At 67.1% G+C, this 23,417-nt stretch carries 21 protein-coding genes; 12 read left to right on the top strand and 9 right to left on the bottom strand.

Translation table 11 applies throughout. From position 1 onward, the window contains the following. The first annotated feature begins 15 nt into the window (after window positions 1-15). From ACAW63_RS16740 to ACAW63_RS16720, 5 genes are all read left to right on the top strand, one after another. Window positions 16-1,359: a glutamine synthetase gene (locus ACAW63_RS16740; protein WP_371226964.1), complete on the top strand. Its 1,344-nt coding sequence runs from the start codon at window positions 16-18 to the stop codon at window positions 1,357-1,359. Then, entirely contained in the window at window positions 1,343-2,086 is a 744-nt protein-coding gene (locus ACAW63_RS16735; protein ID WP_371226962.1) for an N-formylglutamate amidohydrolase, read from the top strand. The genes ACAW63_RS16740 and ACAW63_RS16735 overlap by 17 nt, the downstream gene beginning before the upstream one ends. A gap of 113 nt (window positions 2,087-2,199) precedes the next feature. After that, entirely contained in the window at window positions 2,200-3,543 is a 1,344-nt protein-coding gene (locus tag ACAW63_RS16730) for an APC family permease (protein ID WP_371226960.1), read from the top strand. 136 nt (window positions 3,544-3,679) lie between these two features. Further along, on the top strand, window positions 3,680-4,168 hold the full coding sequence (locus ACAW63_RS16725) for an Lrp/AsnC family transcriptional regulator (RefSeq protein ID WP_275607444.1): 489 nt from the start codon (window positions 3,680-3,682) through the stop codon (window positions 4,166-4,168). 295 nt (window positions 4,169-4,463) lie between these two features. Then, complete coding sequence (locus ACAW63_RS16720; protein ID WP_371226957.1) at window positions 4,464-5,528, top strand: ornithine cyclodeaminase; 1,065 nt, start codon at window positions 4,464-4,466, stop codon at window positions 5,526-5,528. Window positions 5,529-5,648: 120 nt separating this feature from the next. Here the strand turns inward: ACAW63_RS16720 and ACAW63_RS16715 are convergent, their stop codons facing one another. After that, a complete protein-coding gene (locus ACAW63_RS16715; protein WP_371226955.1) occupies window positions 5,649-6,527 on the bottom strand; it encodes an SDR family NAD(P)-dependent oxidoreductase in 879 nt (292 codons plus the stop codon). Then, window positions 6,520-8,283, bottom strand: a complete 1,764-nt coding sequence (locus ACAW63_RS16710) for an FAD-dependent oxidoreductase (RefSeq protein WP_371226953.1) — start codon at window positions 8,281-8,283, stop codon at window positions 6,520-6,522. Before ACAW63_RS16710 ends, ACAW63_RS16715 begins: the two co-directional genes overlap by 8 nt. 244 nt (window positions 8,284-8,527) lie before the next feature. On the opposite strand from ACAW63_RS16710, the gene ACAW63_RS16705 reads away from it, so the two are divergent. The 3 genes from ACAW63_RS16705 to ACAW63_RS16695 all read left to right on the top strand — a co-directional run bounded on the left by ACAW63_RS16705 (window position 8,528) and on the right by ACAW63_RS16695 (window position 13,633). Continuing rightward, complete coding sequence (locus ACAW63_RS16705; protein WP_371226951.1) at window positions 8,528-10,150, top strand: DUF1302 domain-containing protein; 1,623 nt, start codon at window positions 8,528-8,530, stop codon at window positions 10,148-10,150. 21 nt (window positions 10,151-10,171) lie between these two features. Beyond that, the gene (locus ACAW63_RS16700) at window positions 10,172-11,551 is read left to right on the top strand and encodes a DUF1329 domain-containing protein (protein WP_371226949.1); all 1,380 of its coding nucleotides are present in this window, start codon (window positions 10,172-10,174) and stop codon (window positions 11,549-11,551) included. 171 nt (window positions 11,552-11,722) lie between these two features. Further along, window positions 11,723-13,633 (top strand): tyrosine-protein phosphatase, encoded by a 1,911-nt coding sequence (locus ACAW63_RS16695; protein WP_371226947.1) that lies wholly within the window; start codon window positions 11,723-11,725, stop codon window positions 13,631-13,633. Between the two features lie 102 nt (window positions 13,634-13,735). Here the strand turns inward: ACAW63_RS16695 and ACAW63_RS16690 are convergent, their stop codons facing one another. From ACAW63_RS16690 to ACAW63_RS16665, 6 genes are read right to left on the bottom strand one after another with little or no spacing between them, the layout of a single operon-like run. After that, entirely contained in the window at window positions 13,736-14,962 is a 1,227-nt protein-coding gene (locus tag ACAW63_RS16690) for an NADH:flavin oxidoreductase (protein WP_371226945.1), read from the bottom strand. A 1-nt stretch (window position 14,963) separates the two neighbouring features. Then, on the bottom strand, window positions 14,964-16,070 hold the full coding sequence (locus ACAW63_RS16685; RefSeq protein ID WP_371226943.1) for a 3,4-dihydroxy-2-butanone-4-phosphate synthase: 1,107 nt from the start codon (window positions 16,068-16,070) through the stop codon (window positions 14,964-14,966). A gap of 10 nt (window positions 16,071-16,080) precedes the next feature. Continuing rightward, window positions 16,081-16,995, bottom strand: coding sequence for an alpha/beta hydrolase (locus tag ACAW63_RS16680; protein ID WP_371226941.1), 915 nt, complete (start codon window positions 16,993-16,995; stop codon window positions 16,081-16,083). Window positions 16,996-17,007: 12 nt separating this feature from the next. Beyond that, window positions 17,008-17,823 (bottom strand): SDR family NAD(P)-dependent oxidoreductase, encoded by an 816-nt coding sequence (locus ACAW63_RS16675; RefSeq protein ID WP_371226939.1) that lies wholly within the window; start codon window positions 17,821-17,823, stop codon window positions 17,008-17,010. 16 nt (window positions 17,824-17,839) lie between these two features. Continuing rightward, complete coding sequence (locus tag ACAW63_RS16670) at window positions 17,840-18,817, bottom strand: NADP-dependent oxidoreductase (RefSeq protein ID WP_371226937.1); 978 nt, start codon at window positions 18,815-18,817, stop codon at window positions 17,840-17,842. Further along, window positions 18,817-18,948, bottom strand: coding sequence for a hypothetical protein (locus ACAW63_RS16665; RefSeq protein WP_371226935.1), 132 nt, complete (start codon window positions 18,946-18,948; stop codon window positions 18,817-18,819). Before ACAW63_RS16665 ends, ACAW63_RS16670 begins: the two co-directional genes overlap by 1 nt. 165 nt (window positions 18,949-19,113) lie before the next feature. Between ACAW63_RS16665 and ACAW63_RS16660 the strand changes: the two genes are divergently transcribed. The 4 genes from ACAW63_RS16660 to ACAW63_RS16645 all read left to right on the top strand — a co-directional run bounded on the left by ACAW63_RS16660 (window position 19,114) and on the right by ACAW63_RS16645 (window position 22,309). After that, window positions 19,114-20,163 carry a Rieske 2Fe-2S domain-containing protein gene (locus tag ACAW63_RS16660; protein ID WP_371226933.1) on the top strand — a complete coding sequence of 350 codons (1,050 nt, stop codon included), beginning with the start codon at window positions 19,114-19,116 and terminating at the stop codon, window positions 20,161-20,163. A 102-nt stretch (window positions 20,164-20,265) separates the two neighbouring features. Then, window positions 20,266-21,396 carry a helix-turn-helix transcriptional regulator gene (locus ACAW63_RS16655; RefSeq protein ID WP_275607458.1) on the top strand — a complete coding sequence of 377 codons (1,131 nt, stop codon included), beginning with the start codon at window positions 20,266-20,268 and terminating at the stop codon, window positions 21,394-21,396. A 49-nt stretch (window positions 21,397-21,445) separates the two neighbouring features. Next, window positions 21,446-21,643, top strand: coding sequence for a hypothetical protein (locus ACAW63_RS16650; protein WP_371226931.1), 198 nt, complete (start codon window positions 21,446-21,448; stop codon window positions 21,641-21,643). Between the two features lie 216 nt (window positions 21,644-21,859). Beyond that, a complete protein-coding gene (locus tag ACAW63_RS16645) occupies window positions 21,860-22,309 on the top strand; it encodes an isoprenylcysteine carboxylmethyltransferase family protein (RefSeq protein WP_371226929.1) in 450 nt (149 codons plus the stop codon). Between the two features lie 140 nt (window positions 22,310-22,449). Here the strand turns inward: ACAW63_RS16645 and ACAW63_RS16640 are convergent, their stop codons facing one another. After that, window positions 22,450-23,343 (bottom strand): LysR family transcriptional regulator, encoded by an 894-nt coding sequence (locus ACAW63_RS16640; protein WP_371226927.1) that lies wholly within the window; start codon window positions 23,341-23,343, stop codon window positions 22,450-22,452. Between the last annotated feature and the right edge of the window lie 74 nt (window positions 23,344-23,417).

The following is a 23,417-nucleotide window of genomic DNA, read 5'->3' as shown; positions in this document are numbered from 1 at the left end:
AGCCAGGAGAACGCCATGAGCCACAACAATAAGAATCCCGGCACGCCGATGCGTCTGACCAGTTTCGTTACCACCGACCTCTGCGGCATCACCCGCGGCCGCTCGCTTCCCGAATCCGACGTCGCCGATCAACTGGCCACCGGCTGCGGCTGGGTGCCCGCCAACAGCGCGCTGACGCCCCAGGACATCATCGCCGAGGACAACCCCTGGGGCAGCCACGGCGACCTGCGCCTGCTTCCCGACCCGGATAGCCGGGTGCGCCTGGAAAGCGGCCCCGATCAACAGGCGGCGCCGCTGGACTACCTGCATGGCGACCTGGTGCTGACTGACGGTTCGCCCTGGCCGGTGTGCCCGCGCACCCTGCTGCGCAATGAGATCGCGCGCTATCGCCAACTCGATCTGCAGGTCACTGCGGCCTTCGAGCATGAGTTCAACCTGCTCGGCCTGCCGGACGAGCACGCCGCTGCCTTCTCCCTGCAAGCCCAGCGCCAGACCGGCAACTTCGGCGGCTGGCTGATGAGGGCGCTGGAGCAGATCGGCGCGGAGCCGGAAATGTTCCTGCCCGAGTACGGCCGAAATCAATATGAAGTGACCTGCCGCCCCACCCAGGGTGTCGCGGCGGCGGACCGTGCCGTGAACGTGCGCGAAGTCACCCGCGAAATCGCCCGGCAGTTCGGCTGGCGCAGCACGTTCACTCCCCTGCTCGCCCCTGGCGCGGTGACCAACGGCGTGCACCTGCACCTGAGCCTGCAACGCCTGGATGGCACCCCGGTGTTCTATGACGAGGCCAGCGCCACCAACCTGTCCAGGCTCGCCGAACACTGGGCGGCCGGCGTGCTGCGCCACCTGCCCGCACTCTGCGCCCTCACCGCGCCCACGGCCGTCTCCTATCTGCGGCTGAAACCGCACCACTGGAGCGCCGCCTACGCCTGCCTGGGCCTGCGCAACCGCGAAGCGGCGCTGCGCATCTGCCCGGTCGTGGAGATCGGCGGCAAGCCGAAAGCGCGCCAGTTCAACCTCGAGTTCCGCCCGATGGATGCCACCGCGAGCCCGCACCTGGCCATGGCCGCCGTACTGATCGCCGGGCGCCTGGGCATCGAGCAGGAGTTGCCGCTGTCGGCGGTGACCGATGTGGACCCACACGGCCTCAGCGCTACGGACCGCGAAAAACTGGGCATCAAGGCCCTGCCGGGGTCGCTCGGCGAAGCCCAGCGACTGCTGATGGAGGACGGCGAACTATGCAACGAGCTGCCGCCGGCCCTGCTGGAAACCTACTTCTCCATGAAGCGGCAGGAGCTGACCCTGACCTGCGACCTCAGCGAAGAACAACTCTGTGAATCCTATGCAAAGTTCTACTGAATCCGGCCTCTACCAGCACCCGCCGTTCCGGATCGTCAATCCGCAGGGCAAGAGCCCCGTGCTGCTGGTTTGCGAACACGCGAGCCGCTACATCCCCGAGGCGCTGGGCCAGTTGGGCCTGGACGACGCGGCGGCCCGCGAGCACATCGCCTGGGACATCGGCGCACTGGCCCTGGCCGAGGCGCTCTCGGCGCGCCTCGACGCCACGCTGCTGGTGGCCAATTACTCGCGCCTGCTGATCGACCTGAACCGGCCGCTGGCCGCGCCCGACGCCATCCCCGAGCACAGCGAGATCTACCCGATCCCCGGCAACCGGGGCCTCACGGCCGCAGCCCGGCAGGAACGGGTGTCGAGCATCTTCGAGCCCTTCCACCGGCAGCTCAGCGAGCTGATCGACGGGCGTATCGAGGCGAAACGTGCGCCGAGGCTGGTCGGGGTGCACAGCTTCACACCGAGCTACCGCGGCGAGACCCGCCCCTGGGTCGCCGGCGTGCTCTTCGGCAAGGCCGACGCCTACGCCAACCGCATCATCGGCGGGCTGCGCCAGAGCGGCGAGGAAATCGGCTCCAACCAACCCTATGTCATCGACCCACTGGAGGACATGACCGTCCCGGTACATGGCGACGAACGCGGCCTGGACGCCGTGCTGATCGAAATCCGCAATGACGGACTGCGGACCCCGCAAGGGGTGGAGACCTGGGCGGAACGCCTGGCTCCCTGGCTCTGAGGACCCTACCCGGCCGGCCATGTTCGACCGGCCGGGCAGGTTCTGAAAACAACAACAATTCAGCGCATACAGCGCCGAAACCTTAAAGCTGCCGTTCCCAGAGGAAGTGCCCCGTGGCTATCGAACAGTTCGGATACAAGCAACAACTCCGCCGTAGTCTCACCCTCAGCGACCTGGTGATCTACGGGATGATCTTCATGATCCCCATCGCGCCCTTCGGCGTTTACGGCTGGGTCCACGCGGACGCCCATGGCATGGTCCCCATGGCCTACCTGGTGGGCATGGTGGCGATGCTCTTCACCGCGCTCAGCTATGGCGCCATGGCCCGCGCCTTCCCCATCGCCGGTTCCGTGTACTCCTACGCCCAGCGCGGCATCCACCCCAACGTCGGCTTCATCGCCGGCTGGGTGCTGCTGCTCGACTACCTGCTGATCCCACCACTGCTCTACGTGTTCAGCGCCCTGGCGTTGAACCACCTGTTCCCGGCGATCCCCAAGCTGGTGTTCATGCTGATCTTCCTGGTGTCCGCCACCCTCATCAACCTGCGCGGCATCACCCTGGCGGCGCGCTTCAACCTGCTGTTCCTGATCGCCGAGCTGGTGGTGCTGGCTATCTTCCTGATCGTGGGTTACCAGGCACTGCAAGGCGGGTTGGGCAACGGTCGCCTGACGATGGAGCCACTGCTGCAACCGGAGCATTTCAACCTCGGGCTGGTGATGAAGGCGGTGTCCATCGCGGTGCTGTCGTTCCTGGGCTTCGATGCGATCTCCACCCTCGCCGAAGAGGTCAAGGGCGACCCCGCGAAGCAGATCGGCCGCGCCTCGCTGATCGCGCTGTTCGGCATGGGCGGCATCTTCATCGTGCAGACCTGGCTGGCCACCGACCTGGCCGCCGGCATGACGTTCAAGTCCGCGGATACCGCCTTCTATGAAATCGCCGAAGCGGCCGGCGGCAGCTGGCTGTCCACCCTGACCGCCGTCTCCACCGCGCTGGCCTGGGGCGTGACCGTGTCGATCACCTCCCAGGCCGCCGTCTCCCGCCTGCTCTACTCGATGGCCCGTGACGGCAAGCTGCCGCGCGTGCTGGCCAAGGTCCACCCGAAATACCAGACCCCGCACATCAGCCTCTACCTGGTCGGCGTGCTGTCCCTGGGCATCGGCATCTACTTCCTCGACAGCCCCGATGTGCTCACCTCCCTGGTCAACTTCGGCGCGCTGACCGGCTTCTGCCTGCTGCATGTCGCGGTGATCAACCACTACTTCATCCGCCAGAAGTCCGGGCAGGTGCTCAAGCACCTGGTCTTCCCGCTGATCGGCCTGGTGATCATCGCCTACGTGCTGGTGAGCATGAGCTTCGAAGCCCAGTCCCTGGGGATCGGCTGGATCGCGCTCGGCCTGGTGTATCTGGTCGTACTGAACCGGCGCGGCAACGGCACCGAGCTGGCCCGGGAGATCTGATCGCGCCTGTGCCGCCGTGAAGTTGATGGCGGTCTTTGACAGACGACGGAGCGTTACCCCATAAAGGCAAGGGCTGCCGGGCGCCATTCGATGAAGCGCGTCCGGCGGCCCTTTCCGCTTAGTCAGAACAGAAACCATGAGCACGAAAGAACAGGACACCTCGTCGTCATTCACTCTGGATCGCATCGACGAAGAGATCATCAGGATCCTCCGCCACCAGGGCCGCATTACCTACGGCAAGCTCTCGTCCCTGGTCCACCTCACGCCGCGTCCCTGCCAGGAGCGCGTGCGCAAGCTGGAGAAGCACGGGATCATCCGCGGCTACGGCGCCGTCATCGATGAACAGAAAATCGCCTCGGGCCTGTCGCTGCTGGTGCTGGTCGCCCTGTCGAACCAGAGCGGGCGCACCGCGCAGAAGGCCTTCGAGGCCTGTGTCATCGCCTGCCCGGAAGTGCTGCACTGCCAACTGATCAGCGGCACCTTCGACTACAGCGTACGCATGCGCTGCCGGGACATGGAGCACTACCGCGCGCTCACCGAGACCTGGCTGAACGACGAAAGCCTGCACATCGACAAGCTCGTCGCCCACCCCGAACTGACCACCATCAAGGAGTCGGCCAGCTAGCGCCCCCCCCCCTCGCCCCGCCCTGCCCCCGGCCGAAAAAACGCCCGTCTGCAGGGCGTTTCCTTCACAGCAGAATCGGCTGTCCGAAGGACTCAATACAGCCGGATCGGTCGGCGCACCCCGGCATTACAGCCGGGATTTCCCCAGGCCGGGTGGGAGAATGGCGCTATCCCACACGAACAATGGCCCTCTCCGGCCCACCGCAAAACACCTGTCGAATGGACCTGGCGAGCATTGGCGTTCGGGATATCAAGCTGAAATTCCAATACCAATCAAATTAGCTGGAGGTCCCGCCATGACTCGCTTCGTCGACGTCCCCACGATGTCTCAACTGGTGCAGGAAATCGGAGTCGCACGCTTCATCGGCGAGCTGGCCGACACCATCCAGCAGGATTTCGTACGGTGGGAATCCTTCGATAAATCGGCGCGGGTCGCCAACCACTCCGACATCGGCGTCATCGAGCTGATGCCGGTGTCCGACCCCGTGCGCTACGCCTTCAAGTACGTCAACGGCCACCCGCAGAACACCCAGCGCGGGCTCTACACCGTCATGGCCTTCGGCGTGCTGGCCGACGTCGAGACCGGCTACCCGGTGCTGCTCTCCGAGCTGACCGTGGCCACCGCCCTGCGCACCTGCGCCACCTCGCTGATGGCCGCCCGCGCACTGGCGCGGCCGAATTCGCGGCGCATGGCATTGATCGGCAACGGCGCGCAAAGCGAATTCCAGGCGCTGGCCTTCCATTTCCACCTGGGCATCGAGGAAATCGCCGTCTATGACATCGACCCGCTGGCGACCGAAAAGCTGATCCGCAACCTGGCCGAATTCCCGAACCTGAAGATCATCCGCGCCAGCTCCACCGCCGAAGCAGTGCGTGGCGCCGACATCGTCACCACGGTGACCGCCGACAAGGCCTACGCGACCATCCTGACCCCGGAGATGATCGAGCCCGGCATGCACATCAACGGCGTGGGCGGCGACTGCCCGGGCAAGACCGAGCTGCATGCCGACGTGCTGCGCGCCAGCAAGGTGTTCGTCGAGTACGAGCCGCAGTCGCGGGTCGAGGGCGAGATCCAGCAGATGCCGGCGGACTTCCCGGTGGTGGACCTCTGGCGCGTTCTGGCCGGCCAGGTGGCGGGGCGCGACAGTGACGAGCAGATCACCCTCTTCGACTCGGTCGGCTTCGCCCTGGAGGACTACTCCGCGCTGCGCTACGTGAACGATCAGGCGAGCCGGCTCAACCTCGGGCAGAAGATCGACCTGGTGCCCTGGGGCGAAGATGGCGAGGAAAACGATCCCAAGGACCTGTTCCGCCACACCCGCGCCAGCAAGGGACGCAAGGCACTGCGCCGCATCGCCTGATACTGCCTGATGAAAAAACCGGACCCGATGATCGGGTCCGGTTTTTCGCGTGCTTCATGGAAAGCACCGGTCGGCGGGCAACGGAGAAGGTGACGGGATCACCTTCCCCGCCGCACCGGCTCACATCACCCGTGCCGGATGCTGCACGCGCGGGCTGCCGAGCTGTTCGCGCCAGGACGGCGGCTGGCGGTCGTCGCTGTCCTTGATGCCGTAGCGCAGCGCCAGTTCCGCGCTGACCAGCGTCTGCCCGGAGAGCTCAGCCAGCTCGGGGTCGTCCAGCATCGCGCGGATGATCCGGCCGTTGAACTGCGGCGTCTCGGCCATCGCCAGGAAGGCCTCGTACTGCTCGGCCTTGGCCTGGCCGGCGATGGCGGTGCGCTCGGTCAGCTGCGGGCCGAGCCACAGGGAAACCGCCGCGACCGCGCTGTTCTCGAAGTCGATGGCCATGTCCGCCGCCAGCTTGTCCACCCCGGCCTTCTGCGCCCCGTAGGCCGGGCCGTGCATGTAGCAGCCGGCGCCGAACGAGGAGACGAAGGCCACCAGCGCCTTCGGCGCGCGCAGCAGCAGCGGCGCGGCGTAATAGCTGGCGACGTAGGACGAGCGCAGGCCTACGTCGAGGATGTCGACCATCTCCAGCGGCTTCTCCCAGAACGGGCCGGGCTCGATCAGTTGCTCGTGGATGAAGGTGACGTTGTTCACCAGCAGGTCCAGGCGCCCCTGCTCGTCCTCGATGCGCCGGAACAGCGCGCGCACCTGCTCGTCGTCGCTGTGGTCGCACTGCACGGCGATGCCCTTGCCGCCGGCGGCGTCGATGGCCACGGCGGTTTCATGGATGGAGCCGTGCATCACCTGGCCGTGCAGCGTGGCGCCGCCGGACTGCAGCGAGCGGCCACTGACGTAGACGGTCATGCCGGCGGCGCCCAGCGCCTGGGCGATGCCCTTGCCGACGCCACGGCTGGCGCCGGTGACCAGGGCGATGCGGGGAGTCTGTTCAGACATTGTTCGAAGCCTCCTGGCTGGCGCGAGCGCGGGTCTGCTCGGCCTGTTGCTGGATGTGCTCGGCGGCGAGGAAACCGAAGGTCATCGCCGGGCCGATGGTGGAGCCCGCGCCGGGATAGGTGGTGCCCATCATCGAGGCGGCGGAGTTGCCGATGGCGTAAAGGCCGTCGATGGCGCTGCCGTCTTCGCGCAGCACGCGGGCATGCACGTCGGTGAGCAGGCCGCCCTTGGTGCCGATGTCGCCGGCGTTGATCTGCACCGCATAGAACGGCGCCTTCAACAGCGGCGCCAGGCACGGGTTGGGCAGCACGGTGGGATCGCCGTAGTAGCGGTCGAAGGCCGACTCGCCCTTGTGGAAGTCCGGGTCCTGGCCCAGGGCCGCGTGGCTGTTGAAACGCTCCAGGGTGCGGGCGAGACCGGCGCCGTCGACGCCGATGGTCGCCGCCAGTTCAGCGATGCTGTCGGCCTTGTGGTAGTAACCGTGCAGGTGCTTGGGAAGGCGACTGTCGGGCTGTGCGTAGCCTGGCAGCAAGGCGCCGCAGGGGTATTTGCGGCGGAACTCGGCGTCGAACACCATCCAGCAGGGCACGCTGCGTGCCTGCTCGGTGTTATGCCCGTACATGGCATAGACGATGTCGGTGTAGGGCGCGGCTTCGTTGACGAAGCGCTGGCCGGCGGAGTCCACCAGCACGCAGCCCGGCAGGGTGCGCTCGACGAACAGCGCGCGCTGCTTTTCCTCACCCTCGACGTGGGTGGTCGGCGCCCACCAGGCGTGCTCCATCAGCGCGGTGGCCGCGCCCAGTGCCTGGCCGGCGCGGATGCCGTCGCCGCTGTTGTAGGGCGGCGTCGCGCTCCACTGGCTTTGCGACGGCTGCGGATGGTACTGGCTGCGCATCGCCTGGTTGCGCTCGAAACCGCCGGCGGCGATGACCACCCCGCGACGGGCGTGCACCCGCAACGGGCGTCCCTTGTGCAGCAGTTCGGCGCCCACGACCCGGCCGTCCTCTTCCACCAGGCCCTGCAGCGGCGCTTCCAGCCACAGCGGCACCTGGCGATCGAGCAGCGAACGACGCAGCGCGGCGACCAGGGCGTTGCCCAGGGTCAGGAAGCGGTCGCGCTTCGACTTCAGGCGTCCACCCAGGTCGCGCCAGTAGCGCCAGAGAATCCTCATGGTCAGCCCGACCCAGCCGGGACCGCGGCAGAGCAGCACCCGCGCCTCCTTCATGGTCATGCCCACGCGCCCCATCATCAGGGTACCCGGCGACGGCTCGCGCATCCGCGCGAATTCATCGCCCAGTTCGCGGGCGTCGAACGGCAGCGGGTCCATGGAGCGGAAGCCCGGCTTGCCCCCCGGGACTTCCGGGTAATAGTCCGCGTACTCGGGCTGCGCCTCGAAGCGCACCCGGCTGTTGGCCTCCAGATATTCGACCATGCGTCGGCCGTGCTCGACGTAGGCCTCGATGCGGCCGTCGGTCACCAGGTCCCGGGTCACGGTGCGGATGTAGCGAATCGCTTCCTGCGCCGAATCCTGGCCACCGAGGGCGGCGATCCGATGGTTGCAGGGAATCCAGATGCCGCCGCCGGACACCGCCGAGGTGCCGCCGTAACGGTCGCTCTTTTCCACCACCAACACGTCCATGCCCAGGTCGCGGGCACGCAGTGCGGCGGTCATGCCACCGGCGCCACTGCCCACCACCAGTACGTCACATTCGTGGTCCCACTCGCGGCTCCGCTGGCCGCTCGCCCTTGCGTTCATGCGCTGTTTTCTCCGGGAGCTGGCGTGGGTCCGACCCACGCATCCTCGGCGATTTTTCGCGCAGCCCATGAGCCCGAACATCGTCCGATGGGACTAGCCCGGAAGGGCCTCCGGCACCGTCTCGCCGGCTTAGTCCCTTCGGACGATGTTGACGATTCCGGGTGACCACATAGTCAGCCCCGCCACACTCCCGCCAACACAGTTCCGGGTCTGGACGAACGTGCCTGCCCGAGCAGAGGACGAAATGACAAGAATAAGAATCGCCTTCCAGCCGATGCCCCTTGCCGTTGCGATCAGCGCCTCCAGCCTGTTCCTGGCCAGCCAGGCCCAGGCACTGTCGTTCGACGTAAACGACGATCTGAAGATCAACTGGAACACCACCGTCAGCTACGGCCTCGCCTGGCGTACCGAGAAGCGCGCCCACGCGCTCTCCAACGGTGGCAGCAACCCGGCGATCGCCAACATCGATGACGGCAACAATGCCTTCGATCGCGGCAGCTTGATCAACAACCGCGCCAGCTTCCTCACCGAAGCCGATTTCAAGTTCCGCGACGACTTCGGCCTGTTCGCGCGAGCCTCCGGCTTCTACGACGACGTCTACCACCACAGCAACGACAACACGACCGGCACCTCCAACTGCCTGGCGTCCGGCCATTGCTCCAAGGCCGACGAATTCCCCGAAGACACCGTCGACCAGCACGGCGACCGCGTGCGCATGCTCGACACCTACGGCTATGGCAACTGGGACCTGAACGGCCACTCCCTCAACGCGCGCGTCGGCAACCAGGTGGTGAGCTGGGGTGAAAGCCTGTTCAACGGCTTCGGCATCTCCGGCGCGATGAGCCCGGTGGACGCGACCAAGGCCAACGTTCCGGGCATCGAGATCAAGGAGCTGTTCCTGCCGGTCGGCCAGGCGTTCGTCCAATACAGCCTCACCGACGCGCTCGGCGTGCAGGCCTACTACCAGTACGACTGGCAGAAGACCGAGATCGACGGCGTCGGCAGCTACTTCTCGATCACCGACCAGATGGACCGCGGCGGCTACAGCGATGCCTTCGGCATGACCCGCCGCATCGGCGACGACAAGCCCAGCGACTCCGGTCAGTTCGGCGTGGCGCTGACCTACAGCGCCGAGCAACTGAACAACACCGAATTCGGCCTGTACTACGTGCGCTTCCATGACAAGACGCCGCAGCTGGACTTCCTCAGCCACTGGAACCAGGCCGAGTACAACGTACGTTACTTCGACAACATCGACCTGTACGGCGCCAGCTTCTCCACCGTGCTGGGCGAGACCAACGTCAGCGGCGAACTGAGCTACCGCGACGGCCAGCCGGTGCTGGTGGATACCGGCCTGGTACCGCACCCGGTGCGCGCCAAGACCATGGAAGCGTTGATGTCCTTCATCCACTCCTATGGCAACCAGCCCTTCGCCGACAACGTCACCCTGACCGGCGAAGTGGGCTACAACCGCGTGCTGAGCAACGACAAGGCACCGAGCTTCGACGTGTTCGTGCCCACCGGCGCCGGCTACGCGCTGATCAATACCCCCAACACCGGCGAGCTGTACTACGACAAGTCCGCCTGGGGTTACACCCTCAACGTCACCCTCGATTACAACAACATCTTCAACGGCTGGGACCTCAGCGTTCCGCTCATCTACAGCCAGGCCGTCAACGGCAGCTCGTCGATGCCCGGCAGCTTCGGCCTGGGCGAAGGCGACGACCGCCTCGGCGTCGGCACCACCTGGCGCTACCTGAACAACTTCAGCATCGAGGCCCGCTACAACGTGTTCCTCGGCAATCCGAGCGAAACCGCCCTGTCCGACCGCGACAACGTTTCGCTGACCGCGAAATACAGCTTCTGACCCAGCAGGAGGAGCCCTCCCATGAACCGCAAACCCCACTTCTCAGCTCTACTGCTGTCCGCCGGACTCGCTTGCCTGATCGGCCAGGCGCAGGCCAAGGTCAGCCCTGAAGAGGCCGCCCGCCTCGGCACGGAACTGACCCCCATGGGCGCCGAGAAGGCCGGCAACGCCGATGGCAGCATCCCGGCCTGGTCGGGCAAATGGCGCGGCGCACCGCCCCATGTGAACTACGCAGGGCCGGGCAACCGTTACCCCGATCCCTACGCCGACGAGAAGCCGCTGTTCGTCATCACCGCGCAGAACATGGAGCAGTACTCTGCGCGCCTGACCGACGGCCAGCGGGCGCTGTTCAAGCGCTACCCCACTACCTTCAAGATGCCGGTCTACCCGTCGCACCGTGACTTCCGCTACAGCGAGAAGGCCGAAGAGCGGATCAAGGCCAACGCCGTCAGCGCGGAACTGACCCAGGAAGGAAACGCGGTGGCCGGTGCCTTCGGCGCCTCCCCTTTCCCGATTCCGAAGAACGGCAACGAGCTGATCTGGAACCATGCCCTGCAGACCCGCGCCTGGAGCGAGGAAGCGGTCTACGACCAGTCGGTGATCTATTCCAACGGCAACACCGCGCCGCAGACCGTCCACTACCAGATCTCCTGCCCCTGGTCGGACCCCAATGGCTCGGTCGAGCAGTCCGCCGCGAGCGGCATCATGAGCCACTTCATGCTCACCACCCTGAAGCCCGTGCGCTCCAAGGGCGAGATCATCGGCGGCAACGAGTTCATCGACCCCATGGCCAATCCGCGCCAGAGCTGGCAGTACCTGCCCGGTACCCGCCGCGTTCGCCGCGCACCCACCGTCGGCTACGACACCCCCACCGGCGCTGGCGGCTTCCGCGTCATCGACGAGGACCGCCTGTTCAACGGCGCGACCGACCGCTACGACTGGAAGATGATCGGCAAGAAAGAGATCTACATCCCCTACAACAACTACAAGCTCGACGATCCGAACGTGAAGTATTCGGATCTGCTCACGCCCAACCACATCAACCCGGACTACATGCGCTACGAGCTGCACCGCGTATGGGTGGTGGAAGCGACCCTCAAGCCCGGCGCACGGCACATCTACGGCAAGCGTACCCTCTACCTCGACGAGGACAGCTGGTCCGCCGCCCTGGCCGACAACTACGACAACCGCGGCCAGCTCTGGCGCACCAACATGCAGACCACCACCTATGCCTATGACATCCAGGTCAACCAGGCACGTGTCGCCCTGTTCCACGACCTGATCGCCGGCTCCTACCTGGCCGACCGCCTGTCCAACGAACAGCCGCAACCGCAACTGAACACCGTCAAGTACGACAGCAACTACTTCACCGCTGCGAACATGCGCAAGCTCGGCCAGTAAGGCCACAGGGCCGGCCGCTCCTGCTTGGGGGCGGCCGGTTTTTTTTCGCCCCGAATTCCTTTTTTGGCGCGGCGTTCTGCGTGCCAGTAACGATGACGCTCCCGTGCAGGACCCGCCCGGGCTCATCGCACCTGCGTCATGACCACCACCCCTCGATAAGGAACATCCCTCGTGGCCAAGCGACTGCTCATCCCTGCTGCTCTGCTCTGCCTGCCGCACACCACCGCCCTAGCCCTCGACCTCTCGCTGGATACCCCGCGCCTCGTCGGTGCGGACAACTTCCGCGACGTTGCCGGCACCACCCAGGCCGACGTCACCGCCAATGGCGGCGTGATGCGCTCCGGCGTGTTCTACCGTTCCAACGCCCTGACCCTGAAGGGCAATGACAAGGCGATCCTCGAAGGACTGGGGATCGGCGAAATCTTCGACCTGCGCACCCCCGGCGAAATCGCCCAGGCGCCGGATGTCCTCCCCGCCGGAGCCCGCTACCAGAACATCAACATCATCGGCGGCGAACAGGTGTACCCGCCCCTCACCAGCCCCGAGGCGGCGCGGGAGTGGATGCGCGACCTGAACCGCGACTTCGTCACCGATGCCGGCCAGCGTGCGCGCTACCACGACCTGTTCATGGAACTGGCCAGCGCCGAAGACCCGGTGATCTTCCACTGCACCTCCGGCAAGGACCGCACCGGATGGACCGCCGCCATGCTGCAATCCATCGCCGGTGTCGACTCAGCCACCATCATGCAGGACTACCTGGCCACCAACAGCTATAGCGCCGGCAGCATCAGCGCCACCCTGGCCAAGCTCAGCGCCCATGCACCGGCACTGGCCTCCGTCTATGCACCGCTGCTGGGTGTGGAGCCAAGCTACCTGCAGGCCGGCCTGGACCAGATCACCCAGAGCTACGGCACGGTCGACAACTACCTGAGAGAGGGCCTGGGCCTGGACCAGGAAACCATTTACGTACTGCGCGGCAAGATGGTCCGCTTTGGCAGCCTGCCCGGCCAGGCGGGGCTCGCGGGCAACGCCGCGGCCGGCGCCGGCCTGCTGGCCGCCTTGCAGGACAGCGACCTCTCCGGCCGCTACAGCGCCTACAACTACTACCTGCAATCGGCCATCGACGCCGGCAGCCTGGGCGGCCTGGAGCAACGCGTCGGCGGGCAGATCCACGCCGACTCGGCCAGCTACCTGCTGCGCCAGACCCAACTGATCGACAACGCCATCGCGCCCTACGCCAGCGGCCGCGACCTGCGCGAGGGCGAAAGCCAGCTGTGGATGAGCGCGCTGGCCAGCTACCTCGGCACCGATGGATCGTCCCATGCCGCCAGCAGCAACGAGCACAGCCAGGGCGCCCTGGTCGGCCTGACCCACCGCTTCGACAGCCAGGCCAGCGCCCGCGCCGGCTTCGGCTACTCCAATGGCGACGTGGCCAGCTCCGGCGCCTCAGCCGACGCCGACCTCACCTTCATCACCCTGGGCGGCCGCTACGCCTTCGACAGCCTGGAACAGGGCGCCTACGCCGACCTGCGCCTGGACGCCGGCTACATCGACTACGACAGCCGCCGCGACCTCGGCTACGGCCTGGGCCGCGCCAAGGGCGACACCCAGGGCAGCCTGTACAGCGCCCTGGCCAACCTCGGCTATCGCACCCACAGCGGCGACCTGACGCTGGAGCCGACCCTCGGCGTGCGCGTCAGCCAGGTCCGCCTCGACGGCTTCCGCGAAAAAGGCAGCGAACTGGCGCTGGACGTCGACACCGTCGACAAGACCGTCACCAGCCTGGTCGGCGGCCTGAACCTGGGCTTCGGCCAGTCCCGCGTCGGCGACTGGAGCCTGCAGCCGGGGCTGAATCTGGGCTACGAGCACGCCTTCGGCAATCCCGAGGTGAAGAGCCACGGGGCAGTCCAGGGCTTCGCTGTCGAGCAGGTCTCGGCCTTCAACGACCGCGACCTGTTCAAGGTCGGCGCCGGCCTCACCGCCCGCGCGGGCGCCGTCAGCGTCAGCGCCGACGTGCAGGGGCTGCAAGGCTCGGACAGCCACGGCCTGAGCGGCAACCTCAGCCTGGGGATCGCCTTCTAAGCGCCCCCCTGAGGAGCCGAACCGGCTCCTCAGGAAGAAGGCAAAAGAAAACGGCCTGCACCGGAAAGTGCAGGCCGTTTTTCCTGGTGCGCAAGCTGCGCCCTAGCGAACCGCCGCAAAGCTCTCCGGCCGGTTCAGCACGCAACGGATGCCACCGGGCAGCCCCATGCTCGCCACGCACTGGTTGCAGTGCGTGCAGCCGTTGGCGTAGCGCTCACCCTGCTGCTGGATATTGCGTACCAGATCCGGGTCGCGCAGCAGTGCGCGGCCCATGGCGACGAAGTCGAAGCCCTCGCTCATGGCGCGTTGCAGGCTGTCGCGGCTGCTCACGCCGCCCAGGTACACCAGCGGCATGTCGGTGGCCTGGCGCACTCGCCGGGCCTGTTCGAGGAAGTACATCTCGGTGTAGGGCGAGTCGGCGAACAGGCGGCCGCCAAACCATTTCATCGCGGTGCGCTGCAGCGGGTTGGTCTCCAGCGGGATCATCTGCTGCAGCGGGCTTTCGCCGCGGAACAGGTACATCGGCGAACGGCTGGTGAAGCCACCGCTCATGACCAGGGCATTGAGGCCATGCTCGGCCAGGCGCTGCGCGGCACGGCACGACTCATCGATCTCCAGGCCGCCGGCGAAGCCGTCGCTGAGGTTGAGCTTGGCCAGGATCGGGAAGTCGTCGCCCACCGCTTCGCGTACCGCCGCCAGCACTTGCAGCGGCAGGCGCAGGCGGTTGTCCAGGCTGCCGCCGTAGGCATCGCTGCGCTTGTTGGTGGCCGGCGAAATGAACTGGCTGAGCAGGTAGCCATGGCCCATGTGGATTTCGATGGCGTCGAAGCCGGCGCGTTTCACGAAGGCCGCGGCGTCGCGGTATTCGTTCAGGGTCTTGCGGATGTCCGCATCGCCCATGGCGCCGGCGAAGGGTACGCCGGAAAACAGCCCGTACTGGTTGATGCAGGCGCTGGGACCGCGCGGGCGCGGGATGTTCTGCGGGCGGTTGCGGCTGAAGAAGCCGCAGTGCGCCAGTTGCGCCGACACCGCTCCGCCCTCGCGATGCACCGCGCCGGCCAGTTCGCTGAGCTTGGCGAAGACGCCTTCGTGCATCCACATCTGGTCGGGGAAGGTCAGGCCGTCGGGCGATACCCCGCAGTAGGCCACGGTGCTCAGGCCAACGCCGCCACGGGCCATGCGCGCATGGTGCGCGACCAGGTCGTCACTGGGCACGCCGCCCTGGCACATGCCCTCGAAGGTGGCGGTCTTGATCACTCGGTTACGCAAGGCCAGTCCGGCCAGCCGGGCGGGGGCGAAAACCTTGTCCAGCGCGTCTTGCGGAGTCATCTCAGGCCTCCTGGGCCGGGGTGAAGGGGACGAACTCGACGACTTCCAGATCGAAGCCGGACACGGCCTTGTAGGGCGCCGGGAAGCTCATCAGGCGCATCTCGTGGACGCCCAGGTCGCGCAGGATCTGTGCGCCGACGCCGAGTGTACGCTGGGGGAAGTTCGGCGCCTGCAGGCGCGGCCCATGGGCCAGCTGGTCGAGGATGGCGGCGGCGCTTTCCTGCTGCGCCAGCAGGACCAGCACGCCGCTGCCTTCGGCGGCGATCCGCGCCAGGGAACGGTCCAGGCTCCATTGCTGCGGCCCGCGCGGCGGCTCGCCGGCCAGCAGGTCGCGGAAGGTCTCCACCGCCTGCACGCGCACCAGCACCGGCTGCGCCGGGTTCACTTCGCCGCGTACCAGCGCCAGGTGCACCACATCCTTGAAGGCGTCGTGGTAGGCACATACACGGAACGGGCCGTGGCGGGTGTCGATGCGGTATTCGCCGCTGCGGGCGATGGTGCCCTCGTGGAGGATGCGGTGGTGGATCAGCTCGGCGATGCCGCCGATACGCAGGTCATGGTTCCGGGCAAAGGCGCGCAGGGTTTCGCCACGGGCGTTCTCGCCCTCCTCGTCGAGGATCCCGGCGAGCAGCGCCGCCGGTTGCAAGCCGGCCAGGCGGGCCAGGTCGCAGGCCGCCTCGGCGTGACCGGCGCGACTCATCACCCCTCCGGGCAACGCGCGCAACGGGAAGACGTGGCCGGGGCTGACCAGGTCCGCCGGGCCGCTGGCCGGGTCCACCGCGACCTGCACGGTGCGCGCGCGGTCGGCGGCGGAGATGCCGGTGGTGATGCCTTGCGTGGCCTCGATGGAGACCATGAAGCCCTTGCCCTCTCCACGGGGGTTGTCGGTCATCGGCTTGAGGCCGAGCGCCTGGCAGCGCTCGTCGGTCAGCGCCAGGCAGATCAGCCCGCGCGCCTCGCGGGCGAAGAAGTTCAGCGCCGCGTCGTCGATGAACTCGGCGGCCTGCAGCAGCATGCCGTCGCCGCCGTCATCCTCGCCGTCGACCAGCACCACCGGCTGGCCACGACGCAGGGCTTCGATCAGGTGCAGTGGACTGTCCAGCGTCATGTTGGTCTCCTCAGGCCAGGTTGCCGCGCAGCCAGGCCGCCGCTTCCGCGAGGTAAGCGGCGGCGCGGGGGGCAAAGGGCGCGAAGCTGGCGAAACCGTGGATCATGCCCTCGGCGCGTACCAGGGCAACCTCGGCGCCAGCGGCGCGGGCGCGCTCGGCGAAGGCTTCGCCCTCGTCGCGCAGCGGGTCGTATTCGGCGCTCATCAGCAGGGTCGGCGGCAGGCTGCCGAGATCGGTGGCGTGCAGCGGCGAGGCCAGGGCATCCAGCGGCGCGGGCCACTGGCCCAGGTACTGGCGCCAGAACCAATGCATCATCGAGGCTTCGAGGAAATGGCCCTTGGCGAATTCGCGGTAGGAGGCGCTGCCGCAGCTCTGGTCGGTCACCGGGTAGAACAGGCACAGCGCGCTCGGGCGCGGCCCGCCGCGCTGGTTGAGCAGGCGCGCGGCGGCAATGGAGAGGTTGCCGCCGGCGCTGTCGCCGGCCAGGGCCAGGCGCGAGGCATCGACGCCCAGTTCGGCGGCGCGTTCCACCAGCTCGCAGGTGGCGCGGTAGCAGTCTTCCGCCGGCCCCGGGAAGCGGGTTTCCGGCGCCAGCCGGTAGCCCACCGACACGACCGCCGCGCCCGTGGCCAGGGCCAGGCGACGGCACAGGTCGTCATGGGTGTCGAGGGTGCCGGCGACGAAACCGCCGCCGTGGAAGAACACCAGCAGCGGCAGGCCGGCCTCGCCGCTCGGGCGGTACAGCCGCGCCGGCAGGTCATCGGCCAGGCGCAGTTCGCGCACCTCGGCCAGGGCAACGGGCTCGCCGGCCAGGCCCTGGTCGGCAAAGCTGCGGTAGGTGGTGGCGTCGAGGGTGTCGAAATCCAGGGCGAAGGCGCCAGCGAATTGGTCGAGCAGAGCCTGCATGTGGGGATCGAGGGCCATGGTCACTCCTTCTTAAACGTCGGCCATCAGGAAGACCGGATTGGTCTCGTCGAGGATGCTTTGCGTGCGTGCCTGCAGCGCAGGCTTGAAGTCCGGGTGCGGCAGGATCCAGAAGCGCTTCTCGTCGATCGCCTGGAACACGAGCCGCGCCAGCTCATCCGCCGGCATGCCCTGGCGGATGCTCTGCTCCAGCAGCGCGCCCAGCGCGGCGCCGGCGCCCTCTCCGCCCTGGTCGGAGGCCATGATGCGGCTGGCCACCGGCCCCGGGCAGAGCACCGAGACACCGACCGGCGCGCCGAGGGCGGCCATTTCGTGATGCAGCACTTCGGAGAGCGCCACCAGCGCCTGCTTGGTCACCGTGTAGGCGGCCAGGAACGGGCTGGCCAGCAGGCCGGCGAGCGATGCGGTATTGATCACGTGGGCCGGGCGGCCCTGGGCCAGCAGGGTCGGCACGAAGACGCGCAGGCCGTTGATCACGCCCACCAGATTGATGTCGAGCATGCGCTGCCATTGCGCCGCGCTCAGCTCCCAGCTGGCGCCGGTCTGCATCACGCCGGCGTTGTTGAACAGCAGGTCGACACCGCCGAACTGCGTCAGCGCGGCGTCCCGCAGGGCCGCAAGGTCAGCCTCGCTGGCCACGTCGGTCACCCGCGCGAGCACCTCGCAGCCACTGGCCCGCAGCTCGCCGGCCAGGTCGTCCAGCCCGGCCTGGTCGCGGTCGGCCAGCACCAGGCGCAGGCCCAGTTTCGCCGCGTGCTCCGCCAGCCCCCGGCCGATGCCACTGGCGGCACCGGTGATCACGGCCACTTGGCCTTGTCGAACGCTCATGGTCATACCTCTTGGGTCAGTCCGTCGTTACCCGCAGGACCTGCTTGGTCCGGGCCAGGCCCTGCTGCAGGCGTGTATGGGCCACGGCCACGTCGGCCAGCGGCATCTGTTCCAGGCGCGGCGGCAGCAGCGCGCCGCTGGCCAGCAGGTCGGCTACCCGTTGCAGGGTGGCGCCGCTGGGCATGCGGCTGTAAGCCACCGCGATGCGAACACCCAGGCGCTCGGCCACGGCCGTGTCCGGCGCGGTATCGCCCGGCGCCAGGGTGAGGATCGAGACGAGGACGCCGCTCCGACGCAGCAGTCCCAGCGGATCGGGCAGGCTGCCGCCGCCGATGCAGTCGAGGACCAGGTCGACGCCTTCGGCGGACCAGTCCCGCAGCACCGCGCCGATGTCGTCGCGGCGGTAGTCGATGACGCACTCGGCGCCGAGCGCGGCAACATGCTCGCGGTTGTCGGCGCTGCAGGTGGTGGCGACCCGCGCGCCGGCATGCCGGGCGAGCTGGATGGCGAAGCCGCCCACCGCGCTGCCGCCGCCGTGCACCAGCACGCGCTGTCCCGCTTGCAGGCCACCCTCGTCGAACAGTCCGGCCCAGGCGGCCAGGGCCGGGGTCGGCACCGCGGCGGCGGCGGCAAAGTCCAGGGCTCCCGGCATGCGCACCACGGAGGCACGGGAGACGCAGGCGTATTCCGCGTAGGAGCCCCACTTGCCGGCGCCGATATCGCTCTGGGCGAATACCCGCGTGCCGAGCGGCAGGTCCTCCACCCCTTCGCCCAGCTCGGCTACGGTGCCGGAGAGGTCAAAGCCCAGCACCAGCGGGAAGCGGTAGTCGAAGAAGTCGGAGAGATAACCCTCGCGGCATTTCCAGTCGGCCGGGTTGACCCCGGCACAGCGCACCCGCACCAGGACTTCGCCGGGGCCCGGGCGTGGCGTTTCGACCTCGGCCAGTTGCAGCACCTCGGCGCCGCCGAGGGCCTGAATGATCACCGCGCGCATCAGCGGGCACTCCGCCGGGCCAGGCTCAGGCCACGCTCGGCGCAGGACGGCAGCTGGAGCTCGGCCAAGGCCTGCATCACCGTATCGATGGGCTCGGCATCGAGGGTGATCTCATCGGGTATGCGGATCATCGAGAAATCCCGCGTCTTGTTGTTGTGCGGGCAGTAAATCGATCCCCTCTTTCCCGGCCATCGTCCATTCAGACGATGCCGTTACCGCCCTGGCTTGGAGAATCCCATCCAGGCCCTTGCCGCCACCCACCCCCTGCCTGCGGCATCTGATGGGAGAACAATAAGATGAGCACGCTGCACCGAATCGAAGCCCGCCCCGTGGAAGACCGCTACGCGCGCGGCTGGCACTGCCTGGGGCTGGCCAGCCAGTACCGCGACGGCAAGGCACACCGCCTGGATGTCTTCGGCACCCGCCTGGTGGCCTTCCAGGGTGAGGATGGCCAACTGAACATCCTCGATGGCTACTGCCCGCACATGGGCGCCGATCTCAGCGAAGGCTGCGTGGAAGGCAACAGCTTGCGCTGCCCGTTCCATGAATGGCGCTGGGGCGCCGACGGCGTCTGCGACGACATCCCCTACGCCAAGCGCATCCCGCCGCGGGCGAAGATCAAGTCGTGGCCGGTGATGGAGCAGAACCACCTGCTGTTCGTCTGGAACGACCCCGAAGGCAACCCGCCCATCGCCAGCCAGGCGATCCCGCGCATCGACGCCTGCTATGACGACGCCTGGGCCGAATGGGAAGTGGCTGACATCAAGATCGAGACCAACTGCCGCGAACTGGTGGATAACGTCGCCGACATGGCGCACTTCAAGAGCGTCCACGGCGCGCCCATCGACGAGTTCAGCAACCACTTCGAGGCGCACACCGCCACCCAGGTGATGCGCGGCCGCAGCGCCCGCCTGTCCGGCGACAGCGAGCTGACCACCGTGGCCACCTACTACGGCCCGGCCTACCAGATCACCGAGATGACCGGCGCCATGGGCGGCCAGCCGATCCATTCGATCCTGCTCAACTGCCACGTGCCGATCGACCAGAACAGCTTCACCCTGCGCTACGGCGTGCTGGTGAAGAAGGTGCCGGGGCTGTCCGCCGAGGAAAACCGCGCCATGGCCCAGGCCTATGTCGAGCAGGCGCGCCTGGCGTTCTACGAGGACGTGGCGATCTGGCACACCAAGACCCGCGTCGACAACCCGCTGCTGTGTGACGGCGACGGCCCGGTATACCAGCTGCGCAAGTGGTACGAGCAGTTCTATACCAACGTTGCCGAACTGCCCGCGAACCTGGATGAGCGCAAGGATTTCATCGTGCGCGCGGCGCAGGCCGAGCCGGCCTGATCCACCCGTCCCCTGCCTTGCAGGACGGATTGCCTTCTGCGGAAAACGCCGACTCAATCTTGCCGGCGTTTTCCTACTACAAAAATAAGAAATGGTTTACCAATGGCACACTCGCTTTCGCTCGACCAGTTCAGCGGGATGCTCGGCAATCTCTACCAGGGCCCGATGGAGTCCACGCCGTGGCAATCCTTTCTCAACCAGCTCAACCAGTTCCTCGACGCCAAGTACGTCACCTTCATCCTGCGTCCGCCCAGTGACCAGAACGAAGGACTGATGGTCAACACCAACGGCAGTTCGGCCGAAGTGGTGGCGTCGTACAACCAGTACTATTTCAACCTCGACCCCTTCGTCGATCTGCCCAGCGGCCAGGTGGTGATCCTGGATGAATTCGTCTCCCGCGAAGAGTGGCTGACCTCGGAGTTCTATCGCAATTTCCTCGAGCCGGTGGGGGTGTTCCACATTCTTGGCGCCGACATCCGCACCAGCGATGGCGCCCTGTGCCGCATCCGCGTCAGCCGTGGCGTCGAGTCCCCCGGTTTCACCGAGAACGACAAGGCCCTGCTGGCCTATTTCGTGCCGCACCTGGAACGCTCGGTGATGCTGCACACGCAGATCAACCGCATCGAAACCGAACGCAACCTCTACGCCGGCGCGGTGGACCAGTTCGCCGTCGGCACCATCATCCTCGACGAGACCGGCAAGATCCTGCAGACCAACCAGGTGGCCGAGAACCTGCTGCGCGAAAAGGACGGGCTGAAGATCAGCGGCGACAACCTGCAGGTCGGCACCCCGCGCGACTGCCAGGAATTCCGCCGGCTGGTGAAGCAGGCCCTGCAGTCGCAGAAAGGCTCGCAGCCCTCGGTGGTCGAGGCCATGCGCGTGCAGCGTCCGTCCGGACGCTCGGACCTGGGCATCATCGTGCGCTCGGTCCCCCTGAGCGAGTGGAACGAAGGCAAGCACTGCCCGTCGGTGGTGATCTTCGTCAGCGACCCGGAACAGGAATCCCGCGCGCCCCAGGAGATCGTCAAGGCACTGTTCGACCTGACCCCGGCCGAGGCGCAACTGGCGATGCTGCTGGCCAACGGCCTGACCCTGGACGAAGCCTCCGACGAGCTGGGCATCAGCCGCAACACCGCGCGTGCCCACCTGCGCTCGACCTTCTCCAAGACCGGGGTGACCCGGCAGACCATGCTGGTCCGCCTGATACTGCGCAGCGTGGCCACCCTTGGCTAGTCCGAGCGGACGATTTGGCGGCCGGCCTTCCGAGACTAACGTGAGCAGCATGGGGTTAGTCGACGAGGCCGATGCCATATCCCGATTCATTCCTCTGCTGATCGCGCTGGTCATCTGTTCCAGCCTGCTGACCGCGCACCTCATGCTCTGCCACTACGAGGACTCGAAACTGCAGGCCGCCCGCAGCGCCCTCCAGCTGCCGACCCCGCCCTGCATTCTCGGCAGTTGCCTGCGCCAGTTACCCTGACTCGCTAACGCAGGGCGTACAACCGTTCGCGGTTGTACGCCGATACACCGAGCTCATCACCGGCTCCACGATCAAGCCTGGAGCGTCCGAAATCGCGACTCCATACCTGGCTTCCAAGTGCTCGGCGACCACGCTGAAACGGCGTATAACGTCGAACGTTATACGCCCTGCGCACCGACAACTGCGGGGCGGCCCGGCACAGCACGGAGATGCAGCATGGAATGGCTCGAACACCGTATTCCCCCGCCCCTGGTGGCGGTAATCCTCGGCATATTGATGTGGCTACCGGCCCGCCCACTGCCGCCATTCGGCGGCCGGTTGTGGCTGGCACTACTGGTGCTGCTGTGCGGAATCGCGGTATGCCTGGCCGGCGTACTGTCCTTTCGCCGCGCGCGCACCACCGTCAATCCGCTGAAACCGGAAACCGCATCCTCGCTGGTAGTCGCCGGCATCTACCGCCACACGCGCAACCCCATGTACCTGGGCTTCGCCATCGTGCTGCTGGCCTGGAGCATCGCCCTCGCCTCCCTGCCAGCCTTGCTGGGAGTGGTTGCCTTCGTGCTGTACATGAACCGCTTCCAGATCGGCCCTGAAGAGCGGGCGCTGCGGCACCGCTTCGGAGCGAACTTCGACGCCTATTGCCGCCGGGTGCGGCGTTGGGTCTGACAGCCAGAGGAACGCTGGGGCGATGCTTTTCCTGTAGGACCGAGGGGGACGCCTAGTCCTTGCTCGCGAACGGAGGTCGCCGGACGCATTGGCGTTGGGCTGTTCGCGAGCAAGCTCGCTCCTACGAAGATCAAAGGCAGTCACACGGCTCCGGCAATCCGCTCCCTGAGCCACTGGTGCGCCGGGTCGCGGTGCGAGCGCTCATCCCAGAGCATCGACATCTCGTACCCCGGCACCTCCACCGGCGCCTCAACCACGCGTAGCGCCGAGTTATCCCGCACCAGCCGCGCTGGGACCATGGCTACCAGGTCGCTGCTGGCCACCGCCGAAATGACGAACAGGAAGTGCGGTACCGACAAGGTCACGCGACGGCTCAGGCCCACCGCCGCCAGCGCCTCATCCGTGACGCCACTGAAGCCGCCGCCATCGGGCGACACCATCACATGTTCCAGCTGGCAGAACTGCGCCAGCGGCGGCTTGCGCTTGAGCTTCGGGTGTCCGGCGCGCCCCACCAGCACGTAGCGCTCGGTGAACAGCGCACGGCGACGCATCCCCGGTGGCGCGCCCTCGGTGGTGTGGAAGGCCAGGTCGATCTCGCCCTGCTCCGCCTGCCGGGCGATGCGCGGCGGCACCAGTTCCAGCAGGGCCAGACGCGTCCCCGGCGCACTGCTGCGCAGCGCGCTCAAGGCCGGCAGCAGGATGGTGGATTCGCCATAGTCGGTCGCGGCGATACGCCAGGTGTTATGCGCCTGAGCCGGATCGAAGGGCGCCGCCGGCGCCACCGCCTGCTCCAGGGCTTCCAGGGCGATGCGCAGCGGCTCGCGCAGCGACTCCGCCCGCGCTGTCGGCCGCATGCCGCGTGGACCGGGGAGCAGCAGCGGGTCGTTGAAGATGTCGCGCAGCTTGGCCAGGTGCACGCTGACCGAAGGCTGGGAGAAGTTCAGCCGCTCCGCCGCGCGGGTCACGTTGTGCTCGGACAACAGCACATCCAGGGTCACCAGCAGGTTGAGGTCGAGCCGGCGCAGATTATTCATTCGTATACCTGGAATACTGGATATTCATTTCAACTATACCTTGGCAAATCGCATCCTGCGCCCATCCCATACCT

This window comes from Pseudomonas sp. QE6, from assembly GCF_041379005.1.
In the GTDB taxonomy this organism is placed as follows: Bacteria; Pseudomonadota; Gammaproteobacteria; order Pseudomonadales; family Pseudomonadaceae; genus Pseudomonas.
This window is presented reverse-complemented; position numbering and strand designations above follow the sequence as displayed.

Bases quoted from the DNA above. Each gene is read 5' to 3' on its own strand.
- ACAW63_RS16740 (WP_371226964.1), top strand. From the start codon at position 16: ATGAGCCACAACAATAAGAATCCCGGCACGCCGATGCGTCTGACCAGT.
- ACAW63_RS16735 (WP_371226962.1), top strand. From the start codon at position 1,343: ATGCAAAGTTCTACTGAATCCGGCCTCTACCAGCACCCGCCGTTCCGG.
- ACAW63_RS16725 (WP_275607444.1), top strand. From the start codon at position 3,680: ATGAGCACGAAAGAACAGGACACCTCGTCGTCATTCACTCTGGATCGC.
- ACAW63_RS16720 (WP_371226957.1), top strand. From the start codon at position 4,464: ATGACTCGCTTCGTCGACGTCCCCACGATGTCTCAACTGGTGCAGGAA.
- ACAW63_RS16715 (WP_371226955.1), bottom strand. From the start codon at position 6,527: ATGTCTGAACAGACTCCCCGCATCGCCCTGGTCACCGGCGCCAGCCGT.
- ACAW63_RS16710 (WP_371226953.1), bottom strand. From the start codon at position 8,283: ATGAACGCAAGGGCGAGCGGCCAGCGGAGCCGCGAGTGGGACCACGAA.
- ACAW63_RS16705 (WP_371226951.1), top strand. From the start codon at position 8,528: ATGACAAGAATAAGAATCGCCTTCCAGCCGATGCCCCTTGCCGTTGCG.
- ACAW63_RS16700 (WP_371226949.1), top strand. From the start codon at position 10,172: ATGAACCGCAAACCCCACTTCTCAGCTCTACTGCTGTCCGCCGGACTC.
- ACAW63_RS16690 (WP_371226945.1), bottom strand. From the start codon at position 14,962: ATGACTCCGCAAGACGCGCTGGACAAGGTTTTCGCCCCCGCCCGGCTG.
- ACAW63_RS16685 (WP_371226943.1), bottom strand. From the start codon at position 16,070: ATGACGCTGGACAGTCCACTGCACCTGATCGAAGCCCTGCGTCGTGGC.
- ACAW63_RS16680 (WP_371226941.1), bottom strand. From the start codon at position 16,995: ATGGCCCTCGATCCCCACATGCAGGCTCTGCTCGACCAATTCGCTGGC.
- ACAW63_RS16675 (WP_371226939.1), bottom strand. From the start codon at position 17,823: ATGAGCGTTCGACAAGGCCAAGTGGCCGTGATCACCGGTGCCGCCAGT.
- ACAW63_RS16670 (WP_371226937.1), bottom strand. From the start codon at position 18,817: ATGCGCGCGGTGATCATTCAGGCCCTCGGCGGCGCCGAGGTGCTGCAA.
- ACAW63_RS16665 (WP_371226935.1), bottom strand. From the start codon at position 18,948: ATGATCCGCATACCCGATGAGATCACCCTCGATGCCGAGCCCATCGAT.
- ACAW63_RS16660 (WP_371226933.1), top strand. From the start codon at position 19,114: ATGAGCACGCTGCACCGAATCGAAGCCCGCCCCGTGGAAGACCGCTAC.
- ACAW63_RS16655 (WP_275607458.1), top strand. From the start codon at position 20,266: ATGGCACACTCGCTTTCGCTCGACCAGTTCAGCGGGATGCTCGGCAAT.
- ACAW63_RS16650 (WP_371226931.1), top strand. From the start codon at position 21,446: ATGGGGTTAGTCGACGAGGCCGATGCCATATCCCGATTCATTCCTCTG.
- ACAW63_RS16645 (WP_371226929.1), top strand. From the start codon at position 21,860: ATGGAATGGCTCGAACACCGTATTCCCCCGCCCCTGGTGGCGGTAATC.
- ACAW63_RS16640 (WP_371226927.1), bottom strand. From the start codon at position 23,343: ATGAATAATCTGCGCCGGCTCGACCTCAACCTGCTGGTGACCCTGGAT.